Below are 25,947 nucleotides of genomic sequence, written 5' to 3' on the forward strand. Positions count from 1 at the left end.
CCCTCAGAATTCTTTGGTCTTACCCGTCTCAGGCAGGGAATTAAGACCTTTCGCAAGGTCACCCACCGTCTTGGACGAAACGAAATAAAGCGCACGACGAATCGCACGCTTTACTCCGCAAGTCTCTTTAGGGCAGATAGGCGGGGTTTCCAAGAGGTAAATCACATCAAATCGCTGCAATCCCTTCCCAGCGAGGCACCCTGTCCAAACTGTATTGTGCGGCATTGACATGTCATTCACGCTAAGGTCCTGTCTCGCGCACCCAAACCCCGGATAACACGCTGCAAATGCCGAAACTCTCCCCGCAAGAACACCGATTTGCGACAGGTTGCGTCAAAGAATTCTCTGCACATGGCAGGAACCTAAGCTTATCCGGGTTTGAATGCGTCTACCGATCGCATGATTTTGCTGACACCCGGTACCTACTGCGCCTGAGAACCGGTTCAGGGGAGTACGCCCTAAAGATTGATACAACCTCTCCGGAAACGGGTCGGTTGCAGAAGGAATATGACCTTCTGACGACCCTGTCGGCTTATTTCGAAGACACGCAGACTGTGCGGGTTGTTCGCCCTGTCCACATCTCACCCTCGCAGACGTTCTTCGTGACAGAGTATATCGACCGTCCAACCGCAGCGGATATTATTCACAGAAGCCCTGATGCGGATCAGGTCGCCCAGATTTATCGACGCGCCGGAGAATGGCTGCACCATTTGCACGCGTACCGCCCGCTACAGAAATACGGATTTCGACCGAAATGGATGCTCGACAACATTCAGGCCGCAGCGGCGCATGTCCCACAAGAGATTCAACGCGAAAGCACGGCAATGCTGGATGTGCTGACAAACCAAGCATGGAGCCTCGGGGGCACTCTGGAAACGCAGGTGTTTTCACACGGTGATTTCCATGCACAGAACCTGATCGTCGGCCGAGGGCATATGATCGGTTTGGATTTCACCGAGGTCAGGGTGAAACTGGCCCCCTATGACATCGTGGACTTCCTGAAGTCCGATGTGTTTCGCGACGCTCCCCCTCAGGAAGTGGATCGCAGTGGCATTTTGAAAACAAACAAAGAGATGTTTTTCCGGCGTTACGAACACCCCATCCATATGGACATTCTGGACACCTGCATCCGAGGACGGTTGATTTTGGACTGGTTGGCACTGTGGCACTTAAACCATCGCTGCAGCCCGTACGAGGAAGACAAACGGCACAGGCTGGGCAACCGACTGCGCATCGCATTTCACGACAGTGTTGATTAACGCAACTTTCGCGCTGCTAACAAAATTGTGTGATCGGAGCTGAAGAAATGGCTGGCAAAATCAGACCCAAGCAAATTAAATTGCGTACTGGATATAGGTTTTGCCGGTTTCCAACCTAAAGCCTCCGCCTGGTTAACAAGTTTCTGTAAGGTTAAGTCGAGCACATGGTACTTCGCAGTTTTTTCGCTCAGGACAGCTCTAGCCTGATTGTGACCTCCAGTTCTTCTGGCGGCATCGTAGGCAACTCGATTATCAACAACTCGGATACTCCGGACGGGACCATCTTTTCGTTTTCTGGCGGCGGCGGGACGACCGTCACGCTGGACGACACTAGCGGCAGCCCGGATATTTTCAACGACGACCAGGCGGGCGGACATATCATCACGGATGGCGGCGGGATTGTCGCCGACGGTACGCCGGTCGAGTCAGAATCCATTATCGTCCTGCGCGCCCTGGACGGTGATGGCAACCCGGTCGGACCCGAAATCGAGGTCTACGTTTTTTCGCAAAACGGCGTCACCTCGGACGTTTGGGGATTTGCAACGTCTGCACCACTGGACCCCGGAACATCCTATATCAAGGTTTCAGGATCCAACGCAGGCAGTTCGGCTTATGACGACTACATCCCCTGTTTTGGCCCAGGCACTCTGATCGCAACATCTGAAGGGGATGTCGATATCGCGCAACTCAGCCGTGGTCAGAACATCTGGACCCGCGATGCCGGTTTTCAGCCAATCATGTGGATCGACACGACCACAGTCCCCGGGCGCGGCGCCTTTGCACCTGTTGTCATTGAACAGGGGGCCATCGGAAACACCAAAAAACTTATTCTGTCACAGCAACATCGGGTTCTCGTCGCTTCGCCCGCGATAAGCATGCTGTTCGGGTCTTCTGAGGTTTTCGTTGCGGCCAAGCATCTTTGCAGCCTGCCGGGTGTTGAAATCCGCGAGATGGACAGGATCACCTACACGCATTTCATGTTCGACCATCATCACATCGTTCGGTCGAACGGAGCGTTGACAGAAAGCTATTTCTTTGGCGAAAGCGCAAAACATGCTTTGTCCTCGGCGCAGCGAGCCGAGATTGTGGCCCTGTTCCCCTCGCTTGACCACGCAAGGGACGCCTTCCGTCACACTGCAGCCGCGACGATCAACGCCCGTGAAGCAGCAGTTCTAAGCGCGTATATGTGAACTGACAGGATGCGGGATGCCGCCAATCCCGGCATTTGCGCAACGCACCCGAACGCTGCATTGTCTGCAGATACAAATGCAGACGATTAATGCGAAGAGAAAAACCTTGGCATGTGGTGGAACTTTCAGGACTCGACCCTCGACAAAACAGCCTTAAAACTTTGGCCAGGTTTCGCCGCCAAGGCGGGGTTGTCTCGCCATGGCTGGACGCTGACCAAACTGTCCCGCCGAGACGATCCGGAAAACTCTCGGATTGTTCTTCGCGCAAAACACAGGTCGGGTTTGTCTTACGCCTACAAGTTCCAGCTTAAACCCGAGTCGCAACAGGGGTTTGTCGCCCACCACATGCGTCAGGAACGAGCGTTTCATGCTCTGGGGGAAGACGCCACCCTGACCGCGCCCAAACCTATCCACGTGTCACAGGACGCTCAAACAAGCCTCTTTGAATACATAAGGGGTCACACCTTCGCTGAACTCGTCCGCAAGGTTGAGGATCGGCCTGTCCAACAATTGGACCTTTTAAAACAAGCCGGGGTCTGGCTGGATGCCTATCACCGCACACAGATCGAAGAGCGTCGCATCTTTCAGCCCAAATACACGGTCTGCTACTATCAGGAGCTGGAAAGACAGATCACCGCAGGCACTGCAACCGTACCCGCACGGCAACTGTTTCTCGCCGGTATCCGACGGATCATCGAGCTGGCGCCACAGTTCGAGGGCCAGCAAACGATTTCGGCAATTCAGCACGGCGACTTTCACCTATCCAATCTGATACGAGACGACCAGCGGACACTCGGGCTTGACTTTTCCAGCGATCAAATGGCGCCGGTCGGACATGACATTTCAAAAGTCTTGCTGGATTTCACCACCCTGACCCGTTCTGCAAACGAGGTAGCGCCCGGCCGAGTCGTCCCCGACGATGTCACCTCAGCTTTTTTCGAAGGGTATAAACTGGTCGGTCCAAATGATCCCAGCGTGGCTTTTCTTCTTTATCCACGCGTCTTGTCGACTTTGGCCCGCGTGCCACAGAAAAAGGCGCTGCGCACTGCGGCTAAACAAAGAACTCTGCGGCGGCTACGACCCTTTGCGAAAAGGGCTTTTCAGCCGGATCACTTTACCAATTGACACAAAAAATCCCGGGCAGTTCTCACCACCCGGGACCAATTCTTTGTAGTCGTGCGTCAGGGCTTATTCGCCCGCCGCAGCCGCCACATCCAGAGTCACGCCTGGGCCCATAGTCGAGCTCAGCGCGATTTTCTTCATGTAGGTGCCTTTTGCGCCCGACGGCTTGGCCTTGGCCACAGCCGAAACGAATGCGCGCACGTTTTCGGCCAGCTTGGCTTCGTCGAACGACGCTTTGCCAACGCCAGCGTGCACAACGCCGCCTTTTTCCGCCTTGAACTGAACTTCACCGCCCTTGGCTGCTTCCACGGCTGCTTTGACGTCCATGGTCACAGTGCCAACCTTGGGGTTTGGCATCAGGTTGCGGGGGCCCAGAACCTTACCCAGACGGCCAACGATGGGCATCATGTCCGGGGTGGCAATGCAGCGATCGAATTCGATGGTGCCGCCCTGAATGGTTTCCATCAGGTCCTCTGCGCCAACGATATCCGCGCCTGCTTCTTTCGCTTCGTCAGCCTTGGGGCCACGAGCGAAAACAGCAACGCGCATCGCTTTACCGGTGCCGTTGGGCAGGCCAACAACGCCGCGAACCATCTGGTCAGCGTGACGGGTGTCAACGCCCAGGTTCATCGCGATTTCGATGGTCTCGTCGAATTTCGAGGTTGCGTTGGCTTTGACCAGGGCAACTGCGTCTTCGATCGACAGATTTTCCTTGCCGGCGACAGCTTCGCGCGCAGCGCGGGTGCGTTTACCAAGTTTTGCCATCTTACTTCACCTCGATGCCCATAGAGCGGGCCGAGCCCAGGATGATCTGCATTGCGCCTTCGACGTCGTTGGCGTTCAGATCTTTCATTTTGGCTTCGGCGATTTCACGAACCTGCTTCGAGGTCACGGTTGCCACGGTCTCACGACCTGGGTTTTCCGCGCCACGGGGGCGGTTACGCTTACCAACCGGCTTCAGACCAGCTGCTTTTTTCAGGTAATAAGACGCGGGCGGCGTCTTGATGTCCATGGTGAAGGACTTGTCCTGATAGTAGGTGATCACGGTGGGGCATGGGGCGCCGGGCTCCATGTCTGCAGTCTTGGCATTGAACGCCTTGCAGAATTCCATGATGTTGATGCCGCGCTGACCCAGCGCCGGACCAACTGGCGGCGACGGGTTCGCCTGACCTGCAGGAACCTGCAGTTTCATTGTACCAGCAAGCTTCTTAGCCATTTGGTTTTCCTTTCAACGTAGGTGAAACGCGTTCCACCCGGTTTATGTTGCGTGGTCCGATCCGGGATCGCGATCCCAGCAACCTCCCACGAGAGAATCTCGCCCGAAGACGATAGAGGCGGCATTTACAGGGGAACGATGGGGTTGGCAAGTAGATGTCACCTTATTCCCAAGTGACCCTTTTTGTCTTGGTCCGACCTCAGTGTCAGTTAGAAAAACCAAACAGAATAATTTACTTGAATACATAAGTTGCGCCAGAGAACAAGACGGGTATCTTGGAACTGCTTGATTGCAAAAGAGGTGATCGGGGATGGCATCATCTCGGCTGAACAAGGGGCTACTGATCTGCGTTTTCCTAGCGATGCTGCCGGGATGTGGCAGCAAGGCTCAGGATCAGGACGCCGCGTCCGAGACAACCGGCCAATCCAACGGGTCCAACAGTCCCGTATCAACCGCCACGGCGGGGATTGATCCTGCCAACTATGCCGGTCGGTTTCAGATAAAACTGACCAAGGAAGTTCCCCTACGCGACATTCCCGTTCCCTTCACGGTTTACAGCGGCCTTGAAGAAGCCAGCCCCACACGGTTGCAAATAAGGGCGTTCATGGACCTGCGCGGACTGCAGGAAAAGGCGCCGCAGATTCTGACTGGCCCTCTGGAAGAAAGCTGCAAACGTCAGATCTATCTTGAGGTCCGCGATGTAACTGCCATAGGGGATACTGTAAAGGTCGAGGGTTCGGCCCGCGCTCAATTTACCAGGTGCAACCGGCGTGAAGAAGCTGGCATTCGTTATTTTGGGGCTACAGTCGATGCCGTTGCTGTCGCCAAGGCGGAAGTTAAAGGCCAGTGCCTGACATTCAGTATCGAAAATGTTGACCTCAACCCGCGTGGCTTTATCGGCGCCGTCAGCAATCTTTTTGGTTTGACCAACCGCATCAACGAAGCCGTGCTAGAAAAGGGTGGAGAGTTTTTGGCCGCCAACCCGGTCTGCCCGCCACTGCCCGAAGAATTCGCAGTTCTCGACCCGATCTACGAATCCGGCGGCACACGCGAAATTGCTCCGGGCGGGATGGGAGCCGCAGTTGTCGGATCGGCTGATGTCAGCGCCGAGACAATCGTCAAAGTCCTTGCGGGCCTAAAAGCGCTTGGTGTTTTGGAGTTTGCTGAATGAGACATTGGTTCATGATCTTGGTCTTGGCGGCAGCAGTTCCCGGCGTTCGCGCTCCTAGCGCTCAGCAGGTGAACTTTCTGATCGACGCTACCTTGCCGGTGCGCGAAACAAAGCTCCCCTACACGCTGGACCTGAAAATCACTGCCGCTGCCCCTACACGGATCGGGGTAAACGCCCTTCTCGATCTCCGAGAGATACAAAAAACAGTGCCAGAGCAGTTGGCTGACAACGCGATCATCGACAATTGCGGCCTGCAGGCCCGGCTGGATGACTTAAGCCTCAAAGCCCAAGACGACGCGATTGACTTGAATGGAAATGTAACCATCACAATCTTCGAATGCAGTCGAACCAGCGAGCGCGACTTTCAGCGGGGCGAACAAAAAAGAGCCATCCTGGCGAATATGTCCACCGCGGCGACCGTCGAGCTGCGCGACAATTGTGCTTATTTCAAACTCATTGATCTTACACTTACGGCCCCTGAAGAACAGCGCGAGCAACTTCTGAAGGACGACACTCTGGACTCTGTTAAGGAATTGATGCTGGCCGCTGTGGACCTTGTTTTGAACGAAACCCCATTGTGTCCGGAATTGCCAGCAGAACTCGCTTCACTCGATCCGGTTTACGACAAAGGCGGCCCGAAAGAAATCGGAGAAGGCGGGCTGGGTGTCTTTCTTGACGGATCGGTGGATTTCAGCCCGTCGACAATCCTCGACATTCTGACAGCCCTTCAACAAAATGAACTGATCCCAGGACCGCCATAGCTACACAGTTCTTTCCCTGCCACCGAAGTAGCCTGCCCCTTGCCTCCGGCCGCTAGAACTGGTTTGAAACAAAAAAACGCCGCGTTGCTCAAGGCATCGCGGCGCTTCGAATCTCGCAGCAGGTTAACTCAGGTCTGCTTGGTCACCTGCGTAAAGTCCAGCTCGACTGGCGTTTCGCGACCGAAGATCGAAACCGAAACCTTCAGCTTCTGGTTCTCGTCGTCCACGCCTTCGACCATGCCGTCGAAATCCTCGAACGGGCCATCGTTGACCTTGACCTTCTCACCGACCTCGAAGGAGATCATCAGCTTGGGCGCTTCTTCGCCTTCCTGAACGCGGTTGAGGATCTGGTTCACCTCGGCATCGCGCATAGGCATCGGACGGCCTTGCGGGCCCAGGAAGCCGGTGACGCGGTTGATCGAGTTCACAAGGTGGTAGCCCTGATCCGACATCTCCATATGCACCAGCACATAGCCGGGCATGAAACGGCGTTCGGTGGTGACCTTTTTGCCCCGGCGCACTTCGATCACCTCTTCGGTGGGCACCAGCACTTCGTCGATATCGTCCTCAAGGCCGTGCTCTGCTACCGACGTGCGGATCTGTTCTGCGATCTTCTTTTCGAAATTCGAAAGAACGCTGACCGAGTACCACCGTTTCGCCATGAACCTGTCGTCCTTGTTTTTCTCAGGCAGCGGCAACGCGTGCCCGTGATTGAAATTCCATTACGTTACCCGGAATAAAAAGCGGCGCGCGGTCCGAATCGCCGCACGCCCATTCCGAATAGTTCCGCGTGACCTACAAGGACATCGCGTGCTGTGCAAGGGGGAAGCGGTGTTTCCACCCTGCCCGCGCGGGTTTAGCCGAACATGCCCAGGATCAGTTGCAGACCACCGCGAATGCCCAGATCGACCAGTGCAAAGAACACAGCAGTCAGGGCCGCCATGATGAACACCATGACCGTGGTCAGCAGAACCTCGCGGCGCGTCGGCCAGACGACCTTTGCAACTTCGGCGCGGACTTGCTGAATGAACTGGATCGGATTCATGGTAGCCATTTGGCGGTGTTCTCTCTGCTAGCGGATGGGCCGGACATAACCGGGCATTGCGGCAATTTCAAGGGCTGTCAGGGCTTGGGTTTGTCGTCCCATTCATCGCTGAGGATGCGCCGCGCGTCCCCTTCAGGGTCGTCATATTGGTTTGAGCGGACGGTATAGACAAAGGCCACCAGCCCAACCCCGCCCAGAAACAGGGAAATCGGTATCAGATAGGCCAGAACTTCCATCGCTTTACCTTACCCGCAATGCGTTCAAAGACACGGTGATAGACGATGTCGACATCGCCAGTGCCGCAATCAGCGGCGTAGCCAGACCAACCACCGCCAGCGGCACCGCAATGATATTATAGACGGTGGCGATGCGAAAGTTTTCGCGAATCCGTTTGGTTGCTTTGACTGCGGTGTCGCAGGCATCGGCGATAGGTGACAGGTCATTGCCCAGCAGCACGATATCTGACGCCACCCGCGCCGCATCCAGTGCCGAGGCCGGTGAGATCGACACATGCGCCGCCGCCAGCGCCGCCGTGTCGTTCAGCCCGTCACCGACCATAAGCACGTGATGGCCCTTATCGCGCAGAACCTCAACATGCTTGGCCTTGTCCTGCGGCAGGGCCTGCGCAATCCAGTTTTCAATCCCCAGCTTGGCCGCCAGTGCCTGAACCGCGCCCTGCGTATCGCCTGAGATCAGGATGACCTCTTTTCCCGCCTCGCGCAGCGCCTGCACCGCCTCCGCCGCGCCGGGGCGCAAAGCGTCCGAGAACAGGAATGCCGACGGCGCTTGCCCGGCGATGGCCAGCCATGCGGCGGTCTGATCGCCTTCGTCTGCACCGGTCCATGCCGCCCGGCCCAAACGCACGCGTTGGCCACGATAGGTACCCTCGGTACCGTAGCCCGGAACCTCTGTGACCTCTTTCAGCGTGGCTGGCTTGATCCCTGCCTCGCGAGCGGCCTTGGTCAAAGCAACCGACAACGGGTGCGAGGACGCTTCGGCCAGTGCCAGCGCGACCTCAAGGTCAGATCTCGAATGATCGCCCAGATTGGTCAGTTCCGGAGTGCCAGAGGTCAGCGTGCCGGTCTTGTCGAAAACAACCGTATCAACCTCGGCCAGACGTTCCAGCGCGGTGGAGTGTTTGATCAGCATCCCTTTGCGAAACAACCGCCCCGAGGCCGCCGTGGTCACCGCAGGAACCGCCAGCCCCAGCGCACATGGGCAGGTGATGATCAGCACGGCGGCGGCGATGTTCAGCGCGGTGCGGATATCGCCGGAATAGATATACCACCCTACAAAGCTGAGCGCCGACAGGATATGAACCCCCGGCGCATAAAGCTTGGCGGCCTTGTCGGCCAGCGAAGTATAGCGCGAGCGCCCCGATTCAGCGACGGCCACCAGATCGGCCATACGGTGCAGAGAAGTGTCCTCACCCACCGCCGTCGCGCGGATGGTCAGAGGGCCGGTCAGGTTGACCTCGCCGGCGCTGACAGTCGTACCTGCTTCGGCAAAGACCGGCAGGGTTTCTCCGGTCAGCAGCGACCGGTCGAGCTCCGATTGACCCGAGACAATCTCGCCATCCACGGGCATCCGCCCGCCGGGGCGGATCAAGATCAGGTCGCCCACACTCAGCGTGGCAACGGCGACCTCTTCCTCGATGGCATCCACGACCCGAATGGCGCGGGGGACTTCCAGCGCGGTCAGCTCCTCGGCCGCAGATCGGGCAGCAGCGCGAGTACGGTAATCCAGATAGCGTCCAGCCAGCAGGAAGAAGGTCAGCGTCAGGGCGGCGTCGAAATAGGCATGTTCACCGCTCAGCGCAGTTTCCCACAGCGATGTGACCAGCGCCAACAGGATCGCCAGTACGATTGGCACGTCCATATTCAGACGACGCACGCGCAAGGCCGACCACGCATTCGCAAAGAAGGGCTGCGCAGAGAAAGCAATCGCAGGCAGCGCAATCGCCGCCGAAATCCAGTGGAACATGTCCCGCGTTGCATCCGCTGCCCCGGACCAGACCGAGACCGACAGCAGCATCACGTTCATCGAGGCAAACCCGGCCACCGCCAGCCGCATAAGCAGATCACGCCCCGCCTTGTCAGCCTGCGTGGCGGACAGGGCGCCGGGGTCCAACTCATGCGCCTCAAAACCCGCGTTTTCCAGCACCGGGATCAGATCGGCAGCACGCAGATCGGGCGCGGCTTTGATCATGGCGCGTTTCAGGGTCAGGTTGACGCGCGCATCCTCGACGCCGGGCGTGGCGTTCAGCGCGCGCTCGACCGTCGAGATACAAGCCGAGCAATGGATACCTGGCAACGACAGCGCAATCTGTACGTCCTGAGGGATCGGCCGTGCGGGTTCTGCTGGGGCTGCGACACAACCCGGACAAGCCGCCGTACCGGAACTCATCTGCACCACAGTCCCCTACCCCTTCACATAGAGCGGTACGCGCTGCGCGAATTCCGCTCCGCTATGGTCTTTGGCAACCAGACGAATGTTCCAGTTGCCCTTGCCCAGCGACGCGGGCGTTGCATAGGCGATGCCGTCAAAGGTGAAATCGGGAGCGAAATCCTCTTTGACATGAGTAGCCCGACCCACAACGGCCTGCAGCTCGGCCACCTGAACCGGCGCACCTGTCTTGTCGGTGATATGCAGGATCAACAAACCGCCGGAAACCTCTGCCCGAATTTCCCAACCCAGAGCCTGCTGTTCCTGCAGGCGTTCGTTGAACTCCTGACTGGCTACGTAGGAGTTTTTAACCTCAAGCCCCGGAAAGGTCTTCACAGCACTGTAGGCCAGCACCAGATTGACGGCGATGATCACGCTGAAGGCCCCAACAAACACGGCCAGCGCGTGTTTTCCGGTGAATTGACGTTCTGCCATCTTACTGCCCTCGTCCGTTGAAGGTCGTGTCTTTATAGGCGCGCTCACCGCTTTGCAGGTCTTCGACCCAAATGCGCACAGGCGTCACATCCTCTGCCGCTGGACCAGTCTCTTTACGCGCAACGATATAGACGCGCTCAAGCTGGGCAGTATCGGCTGTGACGTTCACTGTATCAAGATTCGTACCCTCAATCACGATCCGCATGGCCGGATCGCCGGTCAGCGACAATTTGAACAAGCGATCCTCGCCATGCTTATTGCGCAGCCGCACGTCGTAGGTGTTGCGGATCGTCCCGTCAGACAGGGTCACAAAGGTCGGGTTCCGCACAGGCGCGACGGTCAGGTCGATTTCCGAGCGGATGAACAACGCGAACAGCAGCGCAAAGCCCACCGCCGACCACATGGCCGTATACATGATGGTTCGCGGGCGCAGAATGTGCTTCCAGATGTTCTTGGGCGGCTGACCAGCGCGTTCGCGGGTCTCGTCGCTCAGCGCCATATAATCGATCAGACCGCGCGGTTTGCCGATCTTGGCCATCATGTCGTCACAGGCGTCAATGCAAAGCGCGCAGGTGATGCATTCCAACTGCTGGCCATCACGGATGTCGATCCCCACCGGGCAGACATTGACGCAGGCCATACAGTCGATGCAATCGCCAAGCTCGGAATCCGCCGTGCGCTTGCCTTTGCCGCGCGGCTCGCCCCGCCATTCGCGGTAGCCCACGACCAGAGTATCCTCGTCCATCATTGCGGCCTGAATGCGCGGCCACGGGCAGGCATAGATACAAATCTGTTCGCGCGCGAAGCCGCCAAACAAAAAGGTGGTGCCGGTCAGAATCAACACGGTCGTATAGGCCACGGGATGCGCATTCCCAGTCACCAGATCGCGCAGCAATGTGGGCGCATCGGCAAAGTAAAACACCCATGCCCCGCCGGTCGCGAGACCAATCAGGAGCCAAACCGCCCACTTCGTGACTCGCAGACGCGCCTTGCGCAAATCCATCTTTTCCTGCCGGTGCAGACGCAGACGCGCGTTGCGGTCGCCTTCGATCCAGCGTTCGACCAGAATGTAGAGGTCGGTCCACACCGTCTGTGGACAGGCATAACCGCACCACACGCGCCCTAAAGCCGAGGTGAAAAGGAAAAGGCCCAAACCGGCCATGATCAACAGACCGGCCACGAAATAGAACTCGTGCGGCCAGATCTCAATCCAGAAGAAATAGAACCGGCGGTTTGCCAGATCCAGCAGCACCGCCTGATCCGGCAGGCTGGGGCCACGGTCCCATCTGATCCACGGAGTGATGTAGTAGATCCCCAGAGTAACAGCGAGGATGATCCATTTCAGGTTTCTGAACGGGCCGGAAACACGACGGGGGAAAATAGGCTCCCTTGCAGCATATAGGCTGGGGGCGGGGTCGGAATCGCTCACGAGCTGGCTCCAGATTTGGCTTTATTTTTTGTGTCTTGTCCCAGATCACACAGATAAGCTCTTTGACATGGGTCAAAAGCGCATCGTGCAGACACCTTTTGTCACATGCGACCGGATTGCCGCCGCAGCCAGGACACGAAGGTTCTGACCGCCGGACGTATAGAATTTTCAGTGGTTACAATATGATATCCGCTGTTGCCCGGCTGGCAGAACAGTTCGACCAGCCGTCCATCGGCGATGTCGGATTCGACAAAATGCCGCGCCGTCACCGTGACGCCCTGACCCGCGCGGAGCCCGTCAAGCAGCAGGTTTCCGGGCAATGCAATTCGCCCGGCACGGGGGCCGTGCTCTACGCCTTGTCCAGCAAGCCATGTCGTTGCTTCAGTGGTTCCAAACTCTTCTAGCCAAGGCAGCTGACTTAACTCGGCAGCAGTCCAGTCCGTCTTGTCCCCCAGCAATGAGGGCGCGGCCACTATGGTAATCGGGCTTGGCAGTAAAAGCTCGGATGTCACTCCGGGCCAACCTCCCGCTCCATAACGAAGAGCCACATCCACCCCGCCGGGCCCGAGAGTCACAAGCTTTGGGGTAGGGTCCAACGCCAAATCAATATCCGGATGTTCCGCCTGAAAAGCCGGCAGCCTTGGCATCAACCACGATGCAGCGAAAGACGGGGTTAGAGAAACATGAACCGGTCGATCAAGACCCGATTGCACCAGATCGGTCACTGCCGCGCCAATGGCACGAAACCCAAGGTGTAAAGCTTGGGCCAGGTGCTCACCCTCGGGAGTTAGAACCATCGACTTGCCCGACCGGTCCAGAAGGCTGGTACCTAAGTGCTTTTCCAACGCCCGCAGCTGCTGGCTTATTGCAGCGTGGCTGACATTCAACATCGAACCCGCCTGCACGACATTGCCCGTTTCCGCAAAGGCAGAAAAAGCCCTGAGCGCCGCAAGGGGCGGCATTTTCATCCAATCCATCTGTAAGCCTTACTTACACACTGACAAGGTAATTGAGTCGCATTTTAAGGCCCACAGGGCAATCCTCAAATAAGCTACAAACAGCAAAGGAGTGCAGAAATGCTTTCGATCCTAGCGCGCAGTTTCATGACCGCGACCCAAAGCGTGGACCGCAATCAGCAAGAAAAGCAACACCGTCAGAATTGGCTGCCGGAGGCGCATTGGTGGAAACAAAAAAGCGATGCGCGCGAAAAGGTGAGTCTGGACCACACCTTTTTTCGTCGGTAATCTAAAAAGTCAGCACCGGCTGTTCTGGAAACGCGCGAACAGATGGAACAGCCGGTGCTTCAACCTTCGGACGGCGAACCGTCCGGAGGTATTCTTTTCGCCTTACTGACCGCCACCCAGCTGGTGGACATAAGCGGTCACGGCGCGGATCTGCGCCTGAGTCAGGCGGTTTTCCCACGGAGGCATAACGCCGAAGCGGCTGTAGGTGACCGTCTCGGTCAAAGCCTTTTCACTGCCGCCGTACAACCAGATCGCGTCGGTCAGGTTCGGCGCGCCCTGGAAGACATCGCCTTTGCCGTCTTCGCCGTGGCAGGCCGCGCAATTGTCTTCGAAGACAACCTTACCGGCTTCAGCCGCTGCGTCATCCGACTGGGCGTTGGTCAGGGACATCACGTACTGAACGACCTGAGTGATCTCATCCTTTTCCAGAAGCTCGCCAAAGGCCGGCATCTCGGAATAGCGCGCATCGTCGCTTTCTTCATTCCGGATACCATAGGCAACGGTATATTCGATATCCTCAAGCGAACCGCCCCAAAGCCAGGCGTCATCCAGAAGGTTCGGGAAGCCGGTGGCCCCCTGCGCGCCCGAGCCGTGGCACTGCGCACACCAGGTGCGGAATACGGCACCACCCGAGTTCACAGCGTATTGCTGCAATTCGGCGTCCGCCGAGATTTCCTCAAGCGGCGTTTCCACCAGCCGCGCATTCCAAGGCGCGTTGGCTTCTTCGAAGGACACGATATCCTGCTGCACTTCCCCGCGCGAGGACCAGCCAACAACACCAGCGGTTGCCGATTGAACCAGCGGCCATGCCGGATACATGATGGTGTAGATCACGCCCCAGAAGATACAGGCGTAGAAGGTCCACAGCCACCAGCGAGGCATCGGATTGTCGAATTCTTCGATACCGTCCCAGCTGTGACCCGTGGTATTCGGATCGCCCGGCTGTTTATCAGGTGTCTTGCTCATGGCCGCGCCTCCTTGGATTCGGCGGGTTTGTCTTGATGCCGGAAGGGGATGTTGGCGGTGTCGTTGTATTCCTTGCTGGAACCGGGGCGGAAAACCCACACCACGATGCCAATGAAGAAAGTGAACAACAGCAGCAGCATCCAGCTATCCGCGAACTGTCTGAGGAGTGTGTATTCTTCCATAACGCCCTCCTTAGCGGCTTGCGTCCGGGGTGAAGGTCGAGAAATCGACCAGCGTGCCCAGCATCTGAAGATAAGCCACCAACGCATCCGCTTCGGTCAGTTCTGGCTGACCGTCGAAGTTGCGCACGCTGACCTTGTCGCCATAGCGCTCAAGCAGCCCGTCATAGTCGCTGTCGGGATCGGCCTGCGCACGGAAGTCAGCCTCGGCATTGGCCAGCATGTCTTCGGTGTAAGGCGTGCCGACAACGGCGTTCGCCTGCATGATGTCACCGATATACTTGCCGTCCAGCTTGCGGTTTTCGAGGAAGCCGTATTTCGGCATCACCGATTCCGGAACAACCGACTGCGGATCACGCAGGTGGTCCACATGCCACTGGTCCGAATAGCGGCCCCCCACGCGGGCCAGATCAGGACCTGTCCGTTTCGATCCCCACTGGAACGGGTGATCATACATCGATTCAGCCGCCAATGAGTAGTGACCATAGCGTTCGACCTCGTCCCGCATGGGGCGGATCATCTGGCTGTGGCAGACATAGCAGCCTTCGCGGATGTAGATTTCACGCCCTGCCATTTCGAGAGGGGTGTAAGGGCGCATACCCTCCACCTTCTCGATGGTGTTCTCAAGATAGAACAGCGGGGTGATCTGCACGATGCCACCGATGGTCACGACCAAAAAGCTGAATACCAGCAGGAGGGTCGCGTTGGTCTCGAGGATCTTATGTTTGTCGAGAATTGCCATTGCTCCGGCCCTCCTTATTCAGCCGGGACCGCGACGGACAGGCTGGCCTCTTTGGCCGGCGCTTTCCGCACAGTCATCCACAGGTTGTAGCACATGATCACGGCACCAGCGACGAACATCACGCCACCCAGAGCACGCACCACATACATCGGGAACTTAGCGGCCACGGTGTCAGCGAACGAGTTCACCAGGAAGCCGTTGGCATCCACTTCGCGCCACATCAGACCTTCCATGATACCAGTGACCCACATCGACGCGGCGTACAGAACGATGCCGATCGTGGCGAGCCAGAAGTGCCAGCTGACCATCTGCAGCGAATACAGACGCTCGCGCTTCCACAGAACGGGAACCAGGAAGTACAGCGCACCAAAGGTGATCATGCCGTTCCAGCCCAGCGCGCCCGAGTGCACGTGACCAATGGTCCAGTCCGTGTAGTGAGACAGCGAGTTCACAGCGCGGATCGACATCATCGGACCCTCAAACGTGGACATGCCGTAGAAGCCGACCGAGATCACCATCATACGGATCACAGGGTCGGTGCGCAGCTTGTCCCATGCGCCCGAGAGTGTCATCAGACCGTTGATCATACCACCCCAGGACGGCATCCACAGCACGACCGAGAACACCATGCCCAGCGTCGAAGCCCAGTCAGGCAGGGCGGTATAGTGCAGGTGGTGCGGACCGGCCCAGATATACAGGAAGATCAGTGCCCAGAAGTGGATGATCGACAGCTTGTAGCTGAAAACCGGACGCTCGGCCTGTTTCGGGATGAAGTAATACATCATGCCCAGGAAACCTGCAGTCAGGAAGAAGCCCACAGCGTTGTGGCCGTACCACCACTGGATCATGGCATCTTGCACGCCCGACCAGACGATGACCGATTTCGAACCCCAGATGCTGACCGGGATGGTGATGTTGTTCACCACGTGCAGCATTGCAACGGTCACGATAAAGGCCAGGTAGAACCAGTTGGCCACGTAGATATGCGGCTCTTTCCGCTTGATCACGGTGCCCAGATACACGGCCAGATAGGCGACCCAGACGATGGTCAGCCACAGGTCAACATACCATTCGGGTTCGGCATATTCTTTGGATTGCGTGCCGCCCAGAACATAGCCGGTTGCAGCCAGAACGATGAACAGCTGATAGCCCCAGAACACGAACCACGCCAGATTTCCACCCCACAAGCGCGCGGCGCTGGTGCGTTGCACCACGTAGAATGAGGTCGCAATCAGTGCGTTACCACCAAATGCAAAAATCACTGCCGAGGTGTGCAGCGGACGCAAACGGCCAAAGTTCAGATAACCCTGCGCCCATTCAAAGTTCAGCGCCGGAAAGGCCAACTGGAACGCGATAAAGGTTCCTGCGACGAAACCGATCACCCCCCAAAAGGCGGTTGCGATCACGCCATAGCGGATCACCCCATCCATGTACTCACCGGAATGATCCACGAAAGTCTCTGGCTCATCCGTGTTTCTCAGCGTCCAGATGAACAAACCGCCGGCGATAAACATCACCAGAATTGCATGCACCTGATACGCCAAATCGCGTGCATAATTGGTCGCGATCGCGGCGAATACCGCAATCACACCAAGCACGATCAGCTTGATATAATTTGACATATTGCGTCCCTTTGCCATGCCCCGCGCGATTCTTTTGGTGTCGCGAGACCCATTTGACTGGCTGCTGTTTTCTACGACAGCTGCTCAAACTGCTTTGATCTGTGTCAAGACAGAGCTCCGCATACTATGACAATGCTGAGGAAACGAATGGGCTGGAACGTCGCATGGAACCGGCCCGTAAGCACGAGGTCAACATGGCTTACAAATCTCTCCTCACTGTTATGACAGAAACCACGCAATCTGACTCGGCACTTGCACAAGTCGTGGCGCTGGCTGCAGCTCAGGACGCGCATGCTGAAACACTGTGCCTTGGCGTCGACCGCAGCCAGACAGGGTATTATTATGCGGGCGCTAACGCTTTGATTCTTCAGGAAACCCTAAACCGGGCCAATGCTGAAGCCGAAGAGATTCTGGCATTCGCAAAAGACTTCTTTACCAAGTCAGGAGTGCGTTGGTCTGCCGAATCCGGTGTTGCGCAAATCGCCGATTTGGGGCGACATGTTGCGCATCGCGCCCGGTTTTCCGACCTTGTCGTTTTGCCGCAGCCCTACGGTGAAAACCGCGGCGTCGAAGCGGAACCCATTGTCGAAGCCGCGATGTTCGAAGGGCACACCCCTGTGTTAATTGTTCCGGACTCGGCTAAAATCTTCAGCAAGCCCGGCACCATTTTGATCGGCTGGAATGAAAGCGTCGAGGCCATGCGCGCCATTCGTCGGGCTTTGCCTTTCCTCATTGCAGCAACCCAAGTGCGTATCGTTGTAATTGACCCGCCTCGGCATGGCCCGGATCGTTCGGACCCCGGCGGGATGCTGTCACAGATGCTGTCGCGCCATGGGGTCAAGTGTGAAATCGATGTTCTCAGCAAAACCATGCCACGGGTATCAGATATCCTGAACCGTCACGCTGTGGATACTCAGGCTGACATGATCGTCATGGGGGCTTACGGCCACTCGCGCTTCCGCGAAGCCATTCTTGGCGGCGCAACTCGCAACATGTTGGAACAATCCTCGGTTCCGGTCTTTCTGGCGCACTGAAAGGCGTCAGACCAGAAAGCCACCATCCGAGTCGTCACCCGCCTCTTCCATAAGGCGGCCCATATCGGGGATCGTCACGTGGCGCTTGCCTTCCAACAGGATGACCTCATCCTTTTTGAGCGCCGAGATCTGGCGGCTGACCGTTTCCAGCGTCAGGCCAAGGTAATCGGCCATCGCCTCGCGGGTCAGCGGCAGGTCGAAGACGATGGGCCCCCCTTTTTGGTTGATTGAGGCATCGCGGCGCGCGATGATCGACAGCAGGCTCGCGATCTTCTCGCGCGCGGTCTTGCGCCCCAGCACCAGCATCCATTCGCGGGCCGCGTCCAGTTCGTCAAGCGTCATCTGCAGCAACCGATGCGCGATGTGCGGCGTGGTGTTCATCAGTTCTTCGAAAGGCTTTTTCCGGAAGCAACACATGACAACATCTGTGGTCGCCTGCACATCGTAAGGCGCCGATTCGCGCCCCGGGCGCCCGACGAAATCGCTTGGCAGCAAAAGTCCGACCATCTGAGTGCGCCCGTCTTCCATCGTCTGCGTCAAAGACGCAATCCCCGACACGACCGAGCCAACAAAATTCATCTGATCGCCGGACCAAATGACAGTCTGACCGGCCTCGAAACTGCGGTAATACTTAATGCTTTCAAGCTCTTCCAGCTCATCGACATCACAATGGGCACACACGGCCCGATGTCGGATCGGGCAGTCTGCACAGTTCGTATGGTCGATCTTGAATGTGGGTGTCATGCGCGCTTCCACTTGATCTCTATCAAAGCATCTGTTCGTGGCGTCCTCTAACCGTACCGTTATGATAGTAAAACCACAACTGGCACGGCTTGGACTATTTGACGCGAAAGTCCCGCGTTACACAAGCTATCCCACCGCCCCCCACTTCAGCAATGACGTAGGGTCAGAGCTTTTTGGAGACTGGATTTCCGGCATCACACCCGGAAGCGAGATCTCGTTGTATATCCACGTTCCTTTCTGCCGCAGGCTATGCTGGTTCTGCGCATGCCGGACGCAAGGCACCCAAACGGACAATCCGGTCATCGCCTATGTGGATGTCCTCAAAGCCGAGCTGGACTTGCTGGCTGCGCGCTTGCCCCAGGGCGTGACCCTGTCTCGCCTGCATTGGGGCGGTGGTACGCCGACCTTGCTGAACGCGGATCTGATGCGCGAACTGGCGGCGCGAATTCTGGACGTGGTGCCTTTGGGGCCGAACGCCGAATTCTCAGTCGAGATCGACCCCAACGAGATTGACGAGGCACGTTTGGATGCCTTGGCCGAGGCCGGGATGAACCGCGCCTCAATCGGGGTGCAGGATTTCGACGACGAGATACAGAAGACCATCGGCCGCATCCAAAGCTATGACACCACGCGCAAGGCCGTGGACATGATCCGCGAACGCGGCATCACCAGCTTGAACGCCGATATCCTCTATGGTCTGCCGCATCAGACCAAGACCCGGATGACGGAAAGCGTGCAAAAACTGCTGTCGCTCAACCCCGATCGCGTGGCGCTGTACGGCTATGCGCATGTGCCGTGGATGGCCAAACGGCAGCAGATGATCCCCTCGGACGCGCTGCCTACTCCGGAACAGCGTCTGGATCTGTTCGACACCGCCCGCCGTCTGTTCATGTGGGACAATTACGCCGAGATCGGCATCGACCACTTCGCCACGCAGGAAGACGGCCTGACCCGCGCGTTGAACGCCGGTAAGCTCAAGCGCAATTTCCAGGGCTATACCGACGATCAGGCCGAGGTTCTGATTGGTGTCGGGGCCAGCTCGATCTCGCGCTTTCCGCAGGGCTATGCGCAGAACGCGCCCGCCACGTCGGCTCATACTAAGGCCGTCCGAGAGGGGCGATTCTCAACCTCGCGCGGACACCTGTTCAAAGGTCAGGACGTACTGCGCGCGCGCTTGATCGAGGCGCTGATGTGCGATTTTCAGATCAACACGGCCGAGATTCTGCGTGACCATGGTATCACTGTCGCCGAATTGCAGGGCATGTATGCGGATGCCAATACCGCCTTTGACGGGCTGCTGCGCATCACCGAGGATGGTCTTTTCATCCCGCACGAGGCCCGCGCCCTGACCCGCATGATCGCGCGCAGCTTTGACGCCTATGACCTGAGCAAGGCAGGCCACAGTTCGGCGATCTGACCTCTTTCCGGCGGGCCGGGTTCACGGTCTGCCGACCCCCAACCCGCACAGGGGCTTGACGCAGGCCTCTGGTTTTCTCCACACTCAGGGGTGCAATCGCACCCCGAGGCAGGCGAATTCGCAGACAGCTTTTACCGACGCAACCGCGCCGGACAGCCCTTTTCGTGCAGGTATATCTGCAACCTGAAAGAGGGACAGCACCCATGCGCGTTTTCACCGTCCTCGGCCCCAGCCAATCGGGCAAAACCACTCTGGTCGAGGCCATCAGCCGCCTCGACGGGCGGCCCACCACATTCGACGTGTCCGGGACCGTGCATTTGCACGGTTTTTCTTACCTGGATGAACCCTGGTGCGCCATCGACGTCGACGGGGGCGGCGATAACCTGGCCTATGTTGGGCCAGCCATGGCGATCTCGGACGCGGCGGTCGTGGTCGTTCCACCTGATCCCAACGCGGCCGTCCTGTGTGCGCCCTATTTGCGTTTGGTGGAAGAGGCCGGGATCCCCTGTTTCCTGTTCATCAACCGCATGGACAGCCCCAATGGCCGCATCCGCGACATCATCTCGGCGCTGCAAACCTATTGCACCCATCACATCGCCTTGCGACAGGTGCCAATCCGCGAAGGTGACACGATTGTTGGTGCGGTCGATCTGATTTCGGAACGCGCTTGGAAATACCAAGAGGGCCAGCCCTCGGCCCTGATCGAACTGCCGCAATCGGTCGAGGATCGCGAACAAGAGGCCCGCACCGAACTGCTGGAAACGCTGTCGGATTTCGACGATCACCTGCTGGAACAACTGATCGAGGACAAACAGCCCCCCAGCGGTGAGATTTACGATCTGGCCGCGCAGGTCCTGCAGAACCACCAGCTGATCCCGGCCTGTCTGGGCGCGGCCAGCCATGGCAACGGGCTGACCCGCCTGATGAAAGCCCTACGGCACGAAGCACCCGAATTCGACATCGCTGCCGATCGGGACGAGGCCGCCGAGAATGCACGCGCCATCGCAGGCTTTGCGGATGTGAAAAAGCATATCGGCAAGATTGTAGTCCTGCGGGGCCTGGGTGACGGCGTCAAAGCGCATGAAGCATTGGGCGGTGAGACCGTCGGCAATCTGACCACGCTGGACGCCAAGACCCAGATCACTGACTTGCCCGCCGGGCAAATCGGGCTGGCGGTGAAATCCGATCACCTGAACCCCGGCAACATCTATGACAGCAAAGGCGCGACACCGCTGCCCGAATGGGCCTCGTCACACCCGGCGGGGCACCGTCAGGTCGTCTCACCCGCGCATGAGCGCGACGACGTGCGCCTGTCCAACGCCCTCTCGCGTCTGGTCGAGATCGACCCCGGCCTGCATCTGGGACAAGACGACCTGAGCGGGCACGCCGTTCTAGGCTCGCAAGGTCCGCAGCATATGCGCCGCGTGACGGCGAAGCTGGCTGAGGATTTCGGGATCGAGATAGCCACCGACACCGTCGAAACCGCCTATCGCGAGACGATCCGAGCACCCGTCGAACATCGCCACCGCCACCGCAAGCAATCGGGCGGCGCGGGGCAGTTTGCCGACGTGGTGATCTCAGTCGCGCCAATGCCACGCGGGGCGGGGTTCCAGTTCGAAGAGGTGGTCAAAGGCGGCGCGGTGCCGCGTAACTATATCCCCTCGGTCGAACATGGGGCCAAAGACGCGCTGGAACAGGGGCCCGAAGGCTTTCCCGTGGTTGATGTCAAAGTCACGCTGAGCGACGGCAAGCACCACAACGTCGACAGTTCCGACTATGCCTTCCGCACGGCAGGCAAGAACGCAGTGCGCGAGGCGCTTCCCCAAGCCAAGCCCGTGGTGCTGCAACCGATCCTGAGTGCGGAGATTCACCTGCCCTCGGATTTCGTGGGCGATCTGGTGCCCACAATCAGTTCACTACAGGGGCAAGTTCTTGGGTTTGAGGGCAATCCAAACGCCTCGGGTTGGGAAATATTCAATGCCCAGCTTCCCGCCGTAGCGCAGGATGAGCTGCACCGCACCCTGGCCAGCGCCACGCGCGGCACCGGCTGGGTCAAGCTGAGCTTTGATCACTATGAGGAACTGCGCGGCCCGGTGCCAAAACCGACCGCCAAGGAGAAAGCCAGCGCGTAAACAAGGAGCGGGTTGGGATCAGCCCGCCGCCGCAATCAGCTCGCGGGTATAGTCCGTCTGCGCGTTCTCGAACAAATCCTTAGCCGTGCCCATCTCGACAACATCGCCGTTGCGCATGACGATCACGTTGTGGGACATGGCGCGTACGACTTTCAGGTCGTGGCTGATGAACAGATAGGCCAGCCCGTATTTCCGCTGCAGATCGCGCAGCAGATCGACGATTTGCACCTGCACCGTCATGTCCAGCGCGCTGGTGGGTTCGTCCAGAACCAACAGCTTGGGTCGCAGCACCATGGCGCGTGCGATTGCGATGCGTTGACGCTGCCCGCCCGAAAATTCGTGGGGATATCGGTCCATTGCGGCGGGGTCGAGGCCCACTTCGGTCATCACTTCGGCCACCAGATCGCGCGGTGCGCGGTGTGGGTCGACCTTATGAATGGCCAACCCCTCGGCAATGATCTGCATACAGGTCATCCGAGGGCTGAGGCTGCCGAACGGGTCTTGAAACACGATCTGCATATCCTTGCGCAGCCGTCGCAATTCCCGCGTGGACCAGCGGCGCACATCTTGATCGCGGAAAGTAATCCCGCCCTCGGACGCGATCAGCCGCATGATCGCCAGCGCCAGCGTCGTCTTGCCCGAGCCACTTTCGCCGACGATCCCCAGCGTCTCACCCGCGCGTACGCTGAGCGTGGCATCATTAACCGCCTTCACATGCCCAACGGTGCGTTTCAGAAATCCGCGCTGGATCGGGAACCAGACCTTCAGGTGATCTGTCCGTGCAACCTCTTCGGCATCCGACGCCACCGGATCAGGCTGGCCCGAGGGCTCGGCGCCCAGCAGTTTGCGCGTATAGGGGTGTTGGGGGTTGTCAAAAATCTCGGTCGTGACGCCGGTCTCGACAATCTCACCGTCTTTCATCACGCAGACCCGGTCGGCTATGCGGCGCACGATGCCAAGGTCATGGGTGATGAACAGCATCCCCATGTCTTCGGATTTCTGCAGCTCGGCCAGCAGTTCAAGGATTTGCGCCTGAATGGTCACGTCCAGAGCCGTTGTGGGTTCATCCGCGATCAGAATATCGGGCTTGTTGGCCAGCGCCATGGCGATCATCACACGTTGCCGCTGTCCGCCTGACAACTGATGCGGATAGCTGTCCAGCCGGTCACGCGGATCACGGATGCCTACCTTGGTCAGCAGTTCCACAATCCGGTCTCGTGCAGCATCCCCAGTAACGCCCTGATGCAGCGCCAGCGATTCCGCCATCTGTTTCTGGATCGTGTGCAACGGGTTCAGCGAGGTCATCGGTTCCTGGAAGATAAAGCTGATGTCGTTTCCACGCACATCCATCAACTTGTCTTCTGACGCTCCGATCATTTCATCGCCGTCATACTTGACCGAACCTTCAACGATCGCACTGTCGCCCAGCAACGACACCGTGGACAGCGCCGTCACCGATTTGCCCGACCCGGATTCGCCCACCAAAGCCACGGTTTCCCCACGATCAACGGTAAAGGACACGCCTTTGACAGCCGCCGAGACCTGACCATCCTGCTTGAACGAGACCTTCAGGTTGTTCACATCCAAAAGGCTCATGAGAAAGTCTTTCTGGGATCAAACGCGTCGCGCACGCCTTCGAAGATGAAGACCAGAAGCGACAGCATGATGGCAAAGGTGAAAAACGCGGTAAAGGCCAACCATGGGGCCTGCAGGTTCTGTTTCGCCTGCAAGGTCAGCTCACCCAGTGATGGGGCCGAGGACGGCAGGCCGAAGCCAAGGAAATCCAGCGAGGCCAAACCGCCAATTGTACCCGTCACAATGAACGGCATGAAGGTCAGCGTCGCCACCATGGCATTCGGCAGCATGTGGCGGAACATGATCGTCATGTTGCCCACGCCCAGCGCCCGTGCGGCGCGCACGTATTCAAGGTTTCGCGCCCGCAGGAATTCAGCCCTGACGACACCGACCAAGCCCGTCCAACTGAACAGGATCATCAGGATCACCAGCAGCCAGAAACTTCGCCCCAACACCGCAAACATGATGATGATAACATAAAGCGAGGGCGTCGCTGACCAGATCTCAATCACACGCTGAAATATCAGGTCCAGCCAACCGCCAAAGAAGCCCTGAATGGCCCCCGCAAAGATTCCGACAATGCTGGCAGCGCCGGTTACCATTAGCGTGAACAGAATGGACAGACGGAAACCATAGATCACCCGCGCCAGCACATCGCGCTTGGTATCATCGGTGCCCAGCAAGTTCTGCCCATTGGGCGGCAGCGGCGCGGCACCTGCGCGATCCACGCTGGTGTTGAAGGAATAGGGGATCAGTGGCCAAATTGCCCAGCCGCGTTCGAACCCGTCAGCTTCATAGGTGCCAGCCTCGATCTGTTCGATGATGCCTTCGGGGTCGTCGAAACAGTCTTCAATCCCGCCGCTGTCGATCAGGCACATGACCTCGGGGTCGCGATAGATCGCCTCGGTCTGGAAATCTCCTCCGAACTCCGTTTCGGCGTAGAAATTGAAGATCGGCGTGTAGAATTCGCCTCGGTACTTCAAAAGGATCGGTTTGTCATTGGCGATGAACTCGGCGAACAGCGACAGGCCGAACAGGATCGAAAAGATGATCAGTGACCAGAAGGCCCGGCCATTGCGGCGGAAGTTGCGCCAGCGGCGCTGATTGAGCGGAGAAAGAGCCATTTACCCCTCGCGCTTTTCAAAGTCGATGCGCGGGTCGACCAGCACATACATCAGGTCACTGATGATGCCCACAACCAGACCCATCAGGCCAAAGATAAACAGGGTGCCAAAGATCACCGGATAGTCGCGCGCCACGGCGGCCTCAAAGCCAAGTCTGCCCAGACCATCCAGCGAGAAGATCGTCTCGATAATGATCGAGCCACCAAAGAACACACCGATGAACACGGCTGGAAAACCGGCGATCACGATCAGCATCGCGTTGCGGAACACATGGCCATACAGCACCTTCCGCTCGCTCAGTCCCTTGGCGCGGGCGGTCATGACGTATTGCTTTTTGATCTCGTCCAGAAACGAGTTCTTGGTCAGCAGCGTCAGCGTCGCAAAAGCCGAAATCGTAAGCGCTATGATCGGCAAAGCGATGTGCCAGAAATAGTCCGTAATCTTGCCGAACAGGCTAAGGCTGTCCCAATTGTCCGAGGTCAGCCCCCGCAGTGGGAATATCTGCCAGTAGGACCCACCTGCAAAAAGCACCAGCAACAGGATCGCGAACAGGAAACCGGGTATGGCATAGGCAACAATAATCGCCCCGCTGGTCACGGTATCAAACCGCGATCCGTCCTTGACGGCCTTGCGAATGCCCAGCGGGATCGAGACCAGATAGGCAATCAGGGTCGACCAAAGACCCAGCGAGATCGACACGGGCATCTTTTCCAACACCAGATCGATCACACTGATCGACCGGAAATAGCTCTCGCCAAAATCCAATGTCAGGTAGTTGCCCATCATGGATAGAAACCGCTCGACCGGCGGTTTGTCGAACCCAAACTCTTTCTCAAGCTCGGCGATGAATTCAGGCGGAAGGCCGCGGGCGCCGACGTATTTGTCGTCAAAGGCCCCTCCGGCGGGTTCAGCGGCCGCTCCGGCGTCACCACTGCCTGCAAAACCGGCAAAGACGTCACCCTGCCCTTCGATTTGAGCAATGATCTGTTCGATCGGTCCACCGGGCACGAACTGAACCAGCGTGAAATTGACAATCATGATGCCCAGAAGGGTCGGAATAACCAGCAACAGGCGTCTTAGAATATAGGCGCCCAT

Annotated in this window: 26 protein-coding genes; 9 read left to right on the plus strand and 17 right to left on the minus strand. The window is 58.0% G+C overall.

The genetic code is table 11. From position 1 onward, the window contains the following. The first annotated feature begins 287 nt into the window (after nt 1-287). The 3 genes from AC2TAD_RS05270 to AC2TAD_RS05280 all read left to right on the plus strand — a co-directional run bounded on the left by AC2TAD_RS05270 (nt 288) and on the right by AC2TAD_RS05280 (nt 3,574). Complete coding sequence (locus AC2TAD_RS05270) at nt 288-1,259, plus strand: phosphotransferase family protein (protein WP_480866370.1); 972 nt, start codon at nt 288-290, stop codon at nt 1,257-1,259. A gap of 164 nt (nt 1,260-1,423) precedes the next feature. Beyond that, the gene (locus AC2TAD_RS05275; protein WP_480866372.1) at nt 1,424-2,449 is read left to right on the plus strand and encodes a Hint domain-containing protein; all 1,026 of its coding nucleotides are present in this window, start codon (nt 1,424-1,426) and stop codon (nt 2,447-2,449) included. 111 nt (nt 2,450-2,560) lie between these two features. After that, a complete protein-coding gene (locus AC2TAD_RS05280; protein ID WP_480866373.1) occupies nt 2,561-3,574 on the plus strand; it encodes a phosphotransferase family protein in 1,014 nt (337 codons plus the stop codon). A 63-nt stretch (nt 3,575-3,637) separates the two neighbouring features. On the opposite strand, the gene rplA is transcribed toward AC2TAD_RS05280, so the two are convergent. Continuing rightward, a complete protein-coding gene (gene rplA, locus AC2TAD_RS05285) occupies nt 3,638-4,336 on the minus strand; it encodes a 50S ribosomal protein L1 (protein ID WP_170355304.1) in 699 nt (232 codons plus the stop codon). 1 nt (nt 4,337) lies between these two features. Beyond that, a complete protein-coding gene (rplK, locus tag AC2TAD_RS05290) occupies nt 4,338-4,787 on the minus strand; it encodes a 50S ribosomal protein L11 (RefSeq protein WP_010440985.1) in 450 nt (149 codons plus the stop codon). Between the two features lie 310 nt (nt 4,788-5,097). Here rplK and AC2TAD_RS05295 point away from each other — a divergent pair, with 310 nt between their 5' ends. Then, entirely contained in the window at nt 5,098-5,958 is an 861-nt protein-coding gene (locus tag AC2TAD_RS05295; protein WP_480866375.1) for a hypothetical protein, read from the plus strand. Beyond that, complete coding sequence (locus AC2TAD_RS05300; protein WP_480866376.1) at nt 5,955-6,719, plus strand: hypothetical protein; 765 nt, start codon at nt 5,955-5,957, stop codon at nt 6,717-6,719. The genes AC2TAD_RS05295 and AC2TAD_RS05300 overlap by 4 nt, the downstream gene beginning before the upstream one ends. A gap of 128 nt (nt 6,720-6,847) precedes the next feature. Here the strand turns inward: AC2TAD_RS05300 and nusG are convergent, their stop codons facing one another. From nusG to AC2TAD_RS05335, 7 genes are all read right to left on the minus strand, one after another. Further along, on the minus strand, nt 6,848-7,381 hold the full coding sequence (nusG, locus tag AC2TAD_RS05305) for a transcription termination/antitermination protein NusG (RefSeq protein WP_480866378.1): 534 nt from the start codon (nt 7,379-7,381) through the stop codon (nt 6,848-6,850). Nucleotides 7,382-7,575: 194 nt separating this feature from the next. Then, the gene (secE, locus tag AC2TAD_RS05310; RefSeq protein WP_170355308.1) at nt 7,576-7,773 is read right to left on the minus strand and encodes a preprotein translocase subunit SecE; all 198 of its coding nucleotides are present in this window, start codon (nt 7,771-7,773) and stop codon (nt 7,576-7,578) included. Between the two features lie 68 nt (nt 7,774-7,841). Next, entirely contained in the window at nt 7,842-8,000 is a 159-nt protein-coding gene (ccoS, locus tag AC2TAD_RS05315) for a cbb3-type cytochrome oxidase assembly protein CcoS (RefSeq protein ID WP_170355309.1), read from the minus strand. A gap of 4 nt (nt 8,001-8,004) precedes the next feature. Further along, on the minus strand, nt 8,005-10,170 hold the full coding sequence (locus AC2TAD_RS05320; protein WP_480866658.1) for a heavy metal translocating P-type ATPase: 2,166 nt from the start codon (nt 10,168-10,170) through the stop codon (nt 8,005-8,007). A gap of 15 nt (nt 10,171-10,185) precedes the next feature. Next, nucleotides 10,186-10,644, minus strand: coding sequence for a FixH family protein (locus AC2TAD_RS05325; protein ID WP_170355311.1), 459 nt, complete (start codon nt 10,642-10,644; stop codon nt 10,186-10,188). 1 nt (nt 10,645) lies between these two features. After that, on the minus strand, nt 10,646-12,073 hold the full coding sequence (gene ccoG / locus AC2TAD_RS05330; RefSeq protein WP_480866380.1) for a cytochrome c oxidase accessory protein CcoG: 1,428 nt from the start codon (nt 12,071-12,073) through the stop codon (nt 10,646-10,648). Between the two features lie 101 nt (nt 12,074-12,174). After that, complete coding sequence (locus AC2TAD_RS05335; protein WP_480866382.1) at nt 12,175-13,050, minus strand: LysR family transcriptional regulator; 876 nt, start codon at nt 13,048-13,050, stop codon at nt 12,175-12,177. A gap of 99 nt (nt 13,051-13,149) precedes the next feature. Between AC2TAD_RS05335 and AC2TAD_RS05340 the strand changes: the two genes are divergently transcribed. Beyond that, the gene (locus AC2TAD_RS05340; protein WP_480866383.1) at nt 13,150-13,317 is read left to right on the plus strand and encodes a hypothetical protein; all 168 of its coding nucleotides are present in this window, start codon (nt 13,150-13,152) and stop codon (nt 13,315-13,317) included. Nucleotides 13,318-13,419: 102 nt separating this feature from the next. On the opposite strand, the gene ccoP is transcribed toward AC2TAD_RS05340, so the two are convergent. From ccoP to ccoN, 4 genes are read right to left on the minus strand one after another with little or no spacing between them, the layout of a single operon-like run. After that, nucleotides 13,420-14,283 (minus strand): cytochrome-c oxidase, cbb3-type subunit III, encoded by an 864-nt coding sequence (ccoP, locus tag AC2TAD_RS05345; RefSeq protein ID WP_480866385.1) that lies wholly within the window; start codon nt 14,281-14,283, stop codon nt 13,420-13,422. Further along, the gene (locus tag AC2TAD_RS05350; RefSeq protein WP_170355315.1) at nt 14,280-14,465 is read right to left on the minus strand and encodes a cbb3-type cytochrome c oxidase subunit 3; all 186 of its coding nucleotides are present in this window, start codon (nt 14,463-14,465) and stop codon (nt 14,280-14,282) included. Before AC2TAD_RS05350 ends, ccoP begins: the two co-directional genes overlap by 4 nt. A 10-nt stretch (nt 14,466-14,475) precedes the next feature. After that, nucleotides 14,476-15,204 carry a cytochrome-c oxidase, cbb3-type subunit II gene (ccoO, locus tag AC2TAD_RS05355; protein ID WP_170355316.1) on the minus strand — a complete coding sequence of 243 codons (729 nt, stop codon included), beginning with the start codon at nt 15,202-15,204 and terminating at the stop codon, nt 14,476-14,478. A gap of 14 nt (nt 15,205-15,218) precedes the next feature. Further along, nucleotides 15,219-16,826, minus strand: a complete 1,608-nt coding sequence (gene ccoN / locus AC2TAD_RS05360) for a cytochrome-c oxidase, cbb3-type subunit I (RefSeq protein ID WP_170355317.1) — start codon at nt 16,824-16,826, stop codon at nt 15,219-15,221. Between the two features lie 194 nt (nt 16,827-17,020). Here ccoN and AC2TAD_RS05365 point away from each other — a divergent pair, with 194 nt between their 5' ends. Then, nucleotides 17,021-17,860: a universal stress protein gene (locus AC2TAD_RS05365; protein WP_480866660.1), complete on the plus strand. Its 840-nt coding sequence runs from the start codon at nt 17,021-17,023 to the stop codon at nt 17,858-17,860. Between the two features lie 6 nt (nt 17,861-17,866). Here the strand turns inward: AC2TAD_RS05365 and fnrL are convergent, their stop codons facing one another. Continuing rightward, on the minus strand, nt 17,867-18,604 hold the full coding sequence (fnrL, locus tag AC2TAD_RS05370) for a transcriptional regulator FnrL (RefSeq protein ID WP_480866387.1): 738 nt from the start codon (nt 18,602-18,604) through the stop codon (nt 17,867-17,869). A 61-nt stretch (nt 18,605-18,665) separates the two neighbouring features. On the opposite strand from fnrL, the gene hemN reads away from it, so the two are divergent. Both hemN and AC2TAD_RS05380 read left to right on the plus strand, forming a co-directional pair. Further along, nucleotides 18,666-20,021 carry an oxygen-independent coproporphyrinogen III oxidase gene (gene hemN, locus AC2TAD_RS05375; protein ID WP_480866388.1) on the plus strand — a complete coding sequence of 452 codons (1,356 nt, stop codon included), beginning with the start codon at nt 18,666-18,668 and terminating at the stop codon, nt 20,019-20,021. Between the two features lie 203 nt (nt 20,022-20,224). Further along, nucleotides 20,225-22,153 carry an elongation factor G gene (locus tag AC2TAD_RS05380; protein WP_480866390.1) on the plus strand — a complete coding sequence of 643 codons (1,929 nt, stop codon included), beginning with the start codon at nt 20,225-20,227 and terminating at the stop codon, nt 22,151-22,153. Between the two features lie 18 nt (nt 22,154-22,171). On the opposite strand, the gene AC2TAD_RS05385 is transcribed toward AC2TAD_RS05380, so the two are convergent. The 3 genes from AC2TAD_RS05385 to AC2TAD_RS05395 are packed head-to-tail and all read right to left on the minus strand — an operon-like array spanning nt 22,172 to nt 25,947. Next, a complete protein-coding gene (locus AC2TAD_RS05385) occupies nt 22,172-23,749 on the minus strand; it encodes an ABC transporter ATP-binding protein (RefSeq protein ID WP_170754460.1) in 1,578 nt (525 codons plus the stop codon). Then, nucleotides 23,746-24,852, minus strand: a complete 1,107-nt coding sequence (locus tag AC2TAD_RS05390; protein WP_170355323.1) for an ABC transporter permease — start codon at nt 24,850-24,852, stop codon at nt 23,746-23,748. Before AC2TAD_RS05390 ends, AC2TAD_RS05385 begins: the two co-directional genes overlap by 4 nt. Continuing rightward, nucleotides 24,853-25,947: a microcin C ABC transporter permease YejB gene (locus AC2TAD_RS05395; protein WP_170754462.1), complete on the minus strand. Its 1,095-nt coding sequence runs from the start codon at nt 25,945-25,947 to the stop codon at nt 24,853-24,855.

It is taken from the genome of Ruegeria sp. HKCCD7628 (genome assembly GCF_057221005.1).

Excerpts from the sequence above, each read along its gene's own strand:
- AC2TAD_RS05270 (WP_480866370.1), top strand. The coding sequence starts at position 288 with ATGCCGAAACTCTCCCCGCAAGAACACCGATTTGCGACAGGTTGCGTC.
- AC2TAD_RS05275 (WP_480866372.1), top strand. The coding sequence starts at position 1,424 with ATGGTACTTCGCAGTTTTTTCGCTCAGGACAGCTCTAGCCTGATTGTG.
- AC2TAD_RS05280 (WP_480866373.1), top strand. The coding sequence starts at position 2,561 with ATGTGGTGGAACTTTCAGGACTCGACCCTCGACAAAACAGCCTTAAAA.
- rplA (WP_170355304.1), bottom strand. The coding sequence starts at position 4,336 with ATGGCAAAACTTGGTAAACGCACCCGCGCTGCGCGCGAAGCTGTCGCC.
- rplK (WP_010440985.1), bottom strand. The coding sequence starts at position 4,787 with ATGGCTAAGAAGCTTGCTGGTACAATGAAACTGCAGGTTCCTGCAGGT.
- AC2TAD_RS05295 (WP_480866375.1), top strand. The coding sequence starts at position 5,098 with ATGGCATCATCTCGGCTGAACAAGGGGCTACTGATCTGCGTTTTCCTA.
- AC2TAD_RS05300 (WP_480866376.1), top strand. The coding sequence starts at position 5,955 with ATGAGACATTGGTTCATGATCTTGGTCTTGGCGGCAGCAGTTCCCGGC.
- nusG (WP_480866378.1), bottom strand. The coding sequence starts at position 7,381 with ATGGCGAAACGGTGGTACTCGGTCAGCGTTCTTTCGAATTTCGAAAAG.
- secE (WP_170355308.1), bottom strand. The coding sequence starts at position 7,773 with ATGGCTACCATGAATCCGATCCAGTTCATTCAGCAAGTCCGCGCCGAA.
- ccoS (WP_170355309.1), bottom strand. The coding sequence starts at position 8,000 with ATGGAAGTTCTGGCCTATCTGATACCGATTTCCCTGTTTCTGGGCGGG.
- AC2TAD_RS05320 (WP_480866658.1), bottom strand. The coding sequence starts at position 10,170 with ATGAGTTCCGGTACGGCGGCTTGTCCGGGTTGTGTCGCAGCCCCAGCA.
- AC2TAD_RS05325 (WP_170355311.1), bottom strand. The coding sequence starts at position 10,644 with ATGGCAGAACGTCAATTCACCGGAAAACACGCGCTGGCCGTGTTTGTT.
- AC2TAD_RS05335 (WP_480866382.1), bottom strand. The coding sequence starts at position 13,050 with ATGGATTGGATGAAAATGCCGCCCCTTGCGGCGCTCAGGGCTTTTTCT.
- AC2TAD_RS05340 (WP_480866383.1), top strand. The coding sequence starts at position 13,150 with ATGCTTTCGATCCTAGCGCGCAGTTTCATGACCGCGACCCAAAGCGTG.
- ccoP (WP_480866385.1), bottom strand. The coding sequence starts at position 14,283 with ATGAGCAAGACACCTGATAAACAGCCGGGCGATCCGAATACCACGGGT.
- AC2TAD_RS05350 (WP_170355315.1), bottom strand. The coding sequence starts at position 14,465 with ATGGAAGAATACACACTCCTCAGACAGTTCGCGGATAGCTGGATGCTG.
- ccoO (WP_170355316.1), bottom strand. The coding sequence starts at position 15,204 with ATGGCAATTCTCGACAAACATAAGATCCTCGAGACCAACGCGACCCTC.
- ccoN (WP_170355317.1), bottom strand. The coding sequence starts at position 16,826 with ATGTCAAATTATATCAAGCTGATCGTGCTTGGTGTGATTGCGGTATTC.
- AC2TAD_RS05365 (WP_480866660.1), top strand. The coding sequence starts at position 17,021 with ATGGCTTACAAATCTCTCCTCACTGTTATGACAGAAACCACGCAATCT.
- fnrL (WP_480866387.1), bottom strand. The coding sequence starts at position 18,604 with ATGACACCCACATTCAAGATCGACCATACGAACTGTGCAGACTGCCCG.
- hemN (WP_480866388.1), top strand. The coding sequence starts at position 18,666 with ATGATAGTAAAACCACAACTGGCACGGCTTGGACTATTTGACGCGAAA.
- AC2TAD_RS05380 (WP_480866390.1), top strand. The coding sequence starts at position 20,225 with ATGCGCGTTTTCACCGTCCTCGGCCCCAGCCAATCGGGCAAAACCACT.
- AC2TAD_RS05385 (WP_170754460.1), bottom strand. The coding sequence starts at position 23,749 with ATGAGCCTTTTGGATGTGAACAACCTGAAGGTCTCGTTCAAGCAGGAT.
- AC2TAD_RS05390 (WP_170355323.1), bottom strand. The coding sequence starts at position 24,852 with ATGGCTCTTTCTCCGCTCAATCAGCGCCGCTGGCGCAACTTCCGCCGC.
- AC2TAD_RS05395 (WP_170754462.1), bottom strand. The coding sequence starts at position 25,947 with ATGGGCGCCTATATTCTAAGACGCCTGTTGCTGGTTATTCCGACCCTT.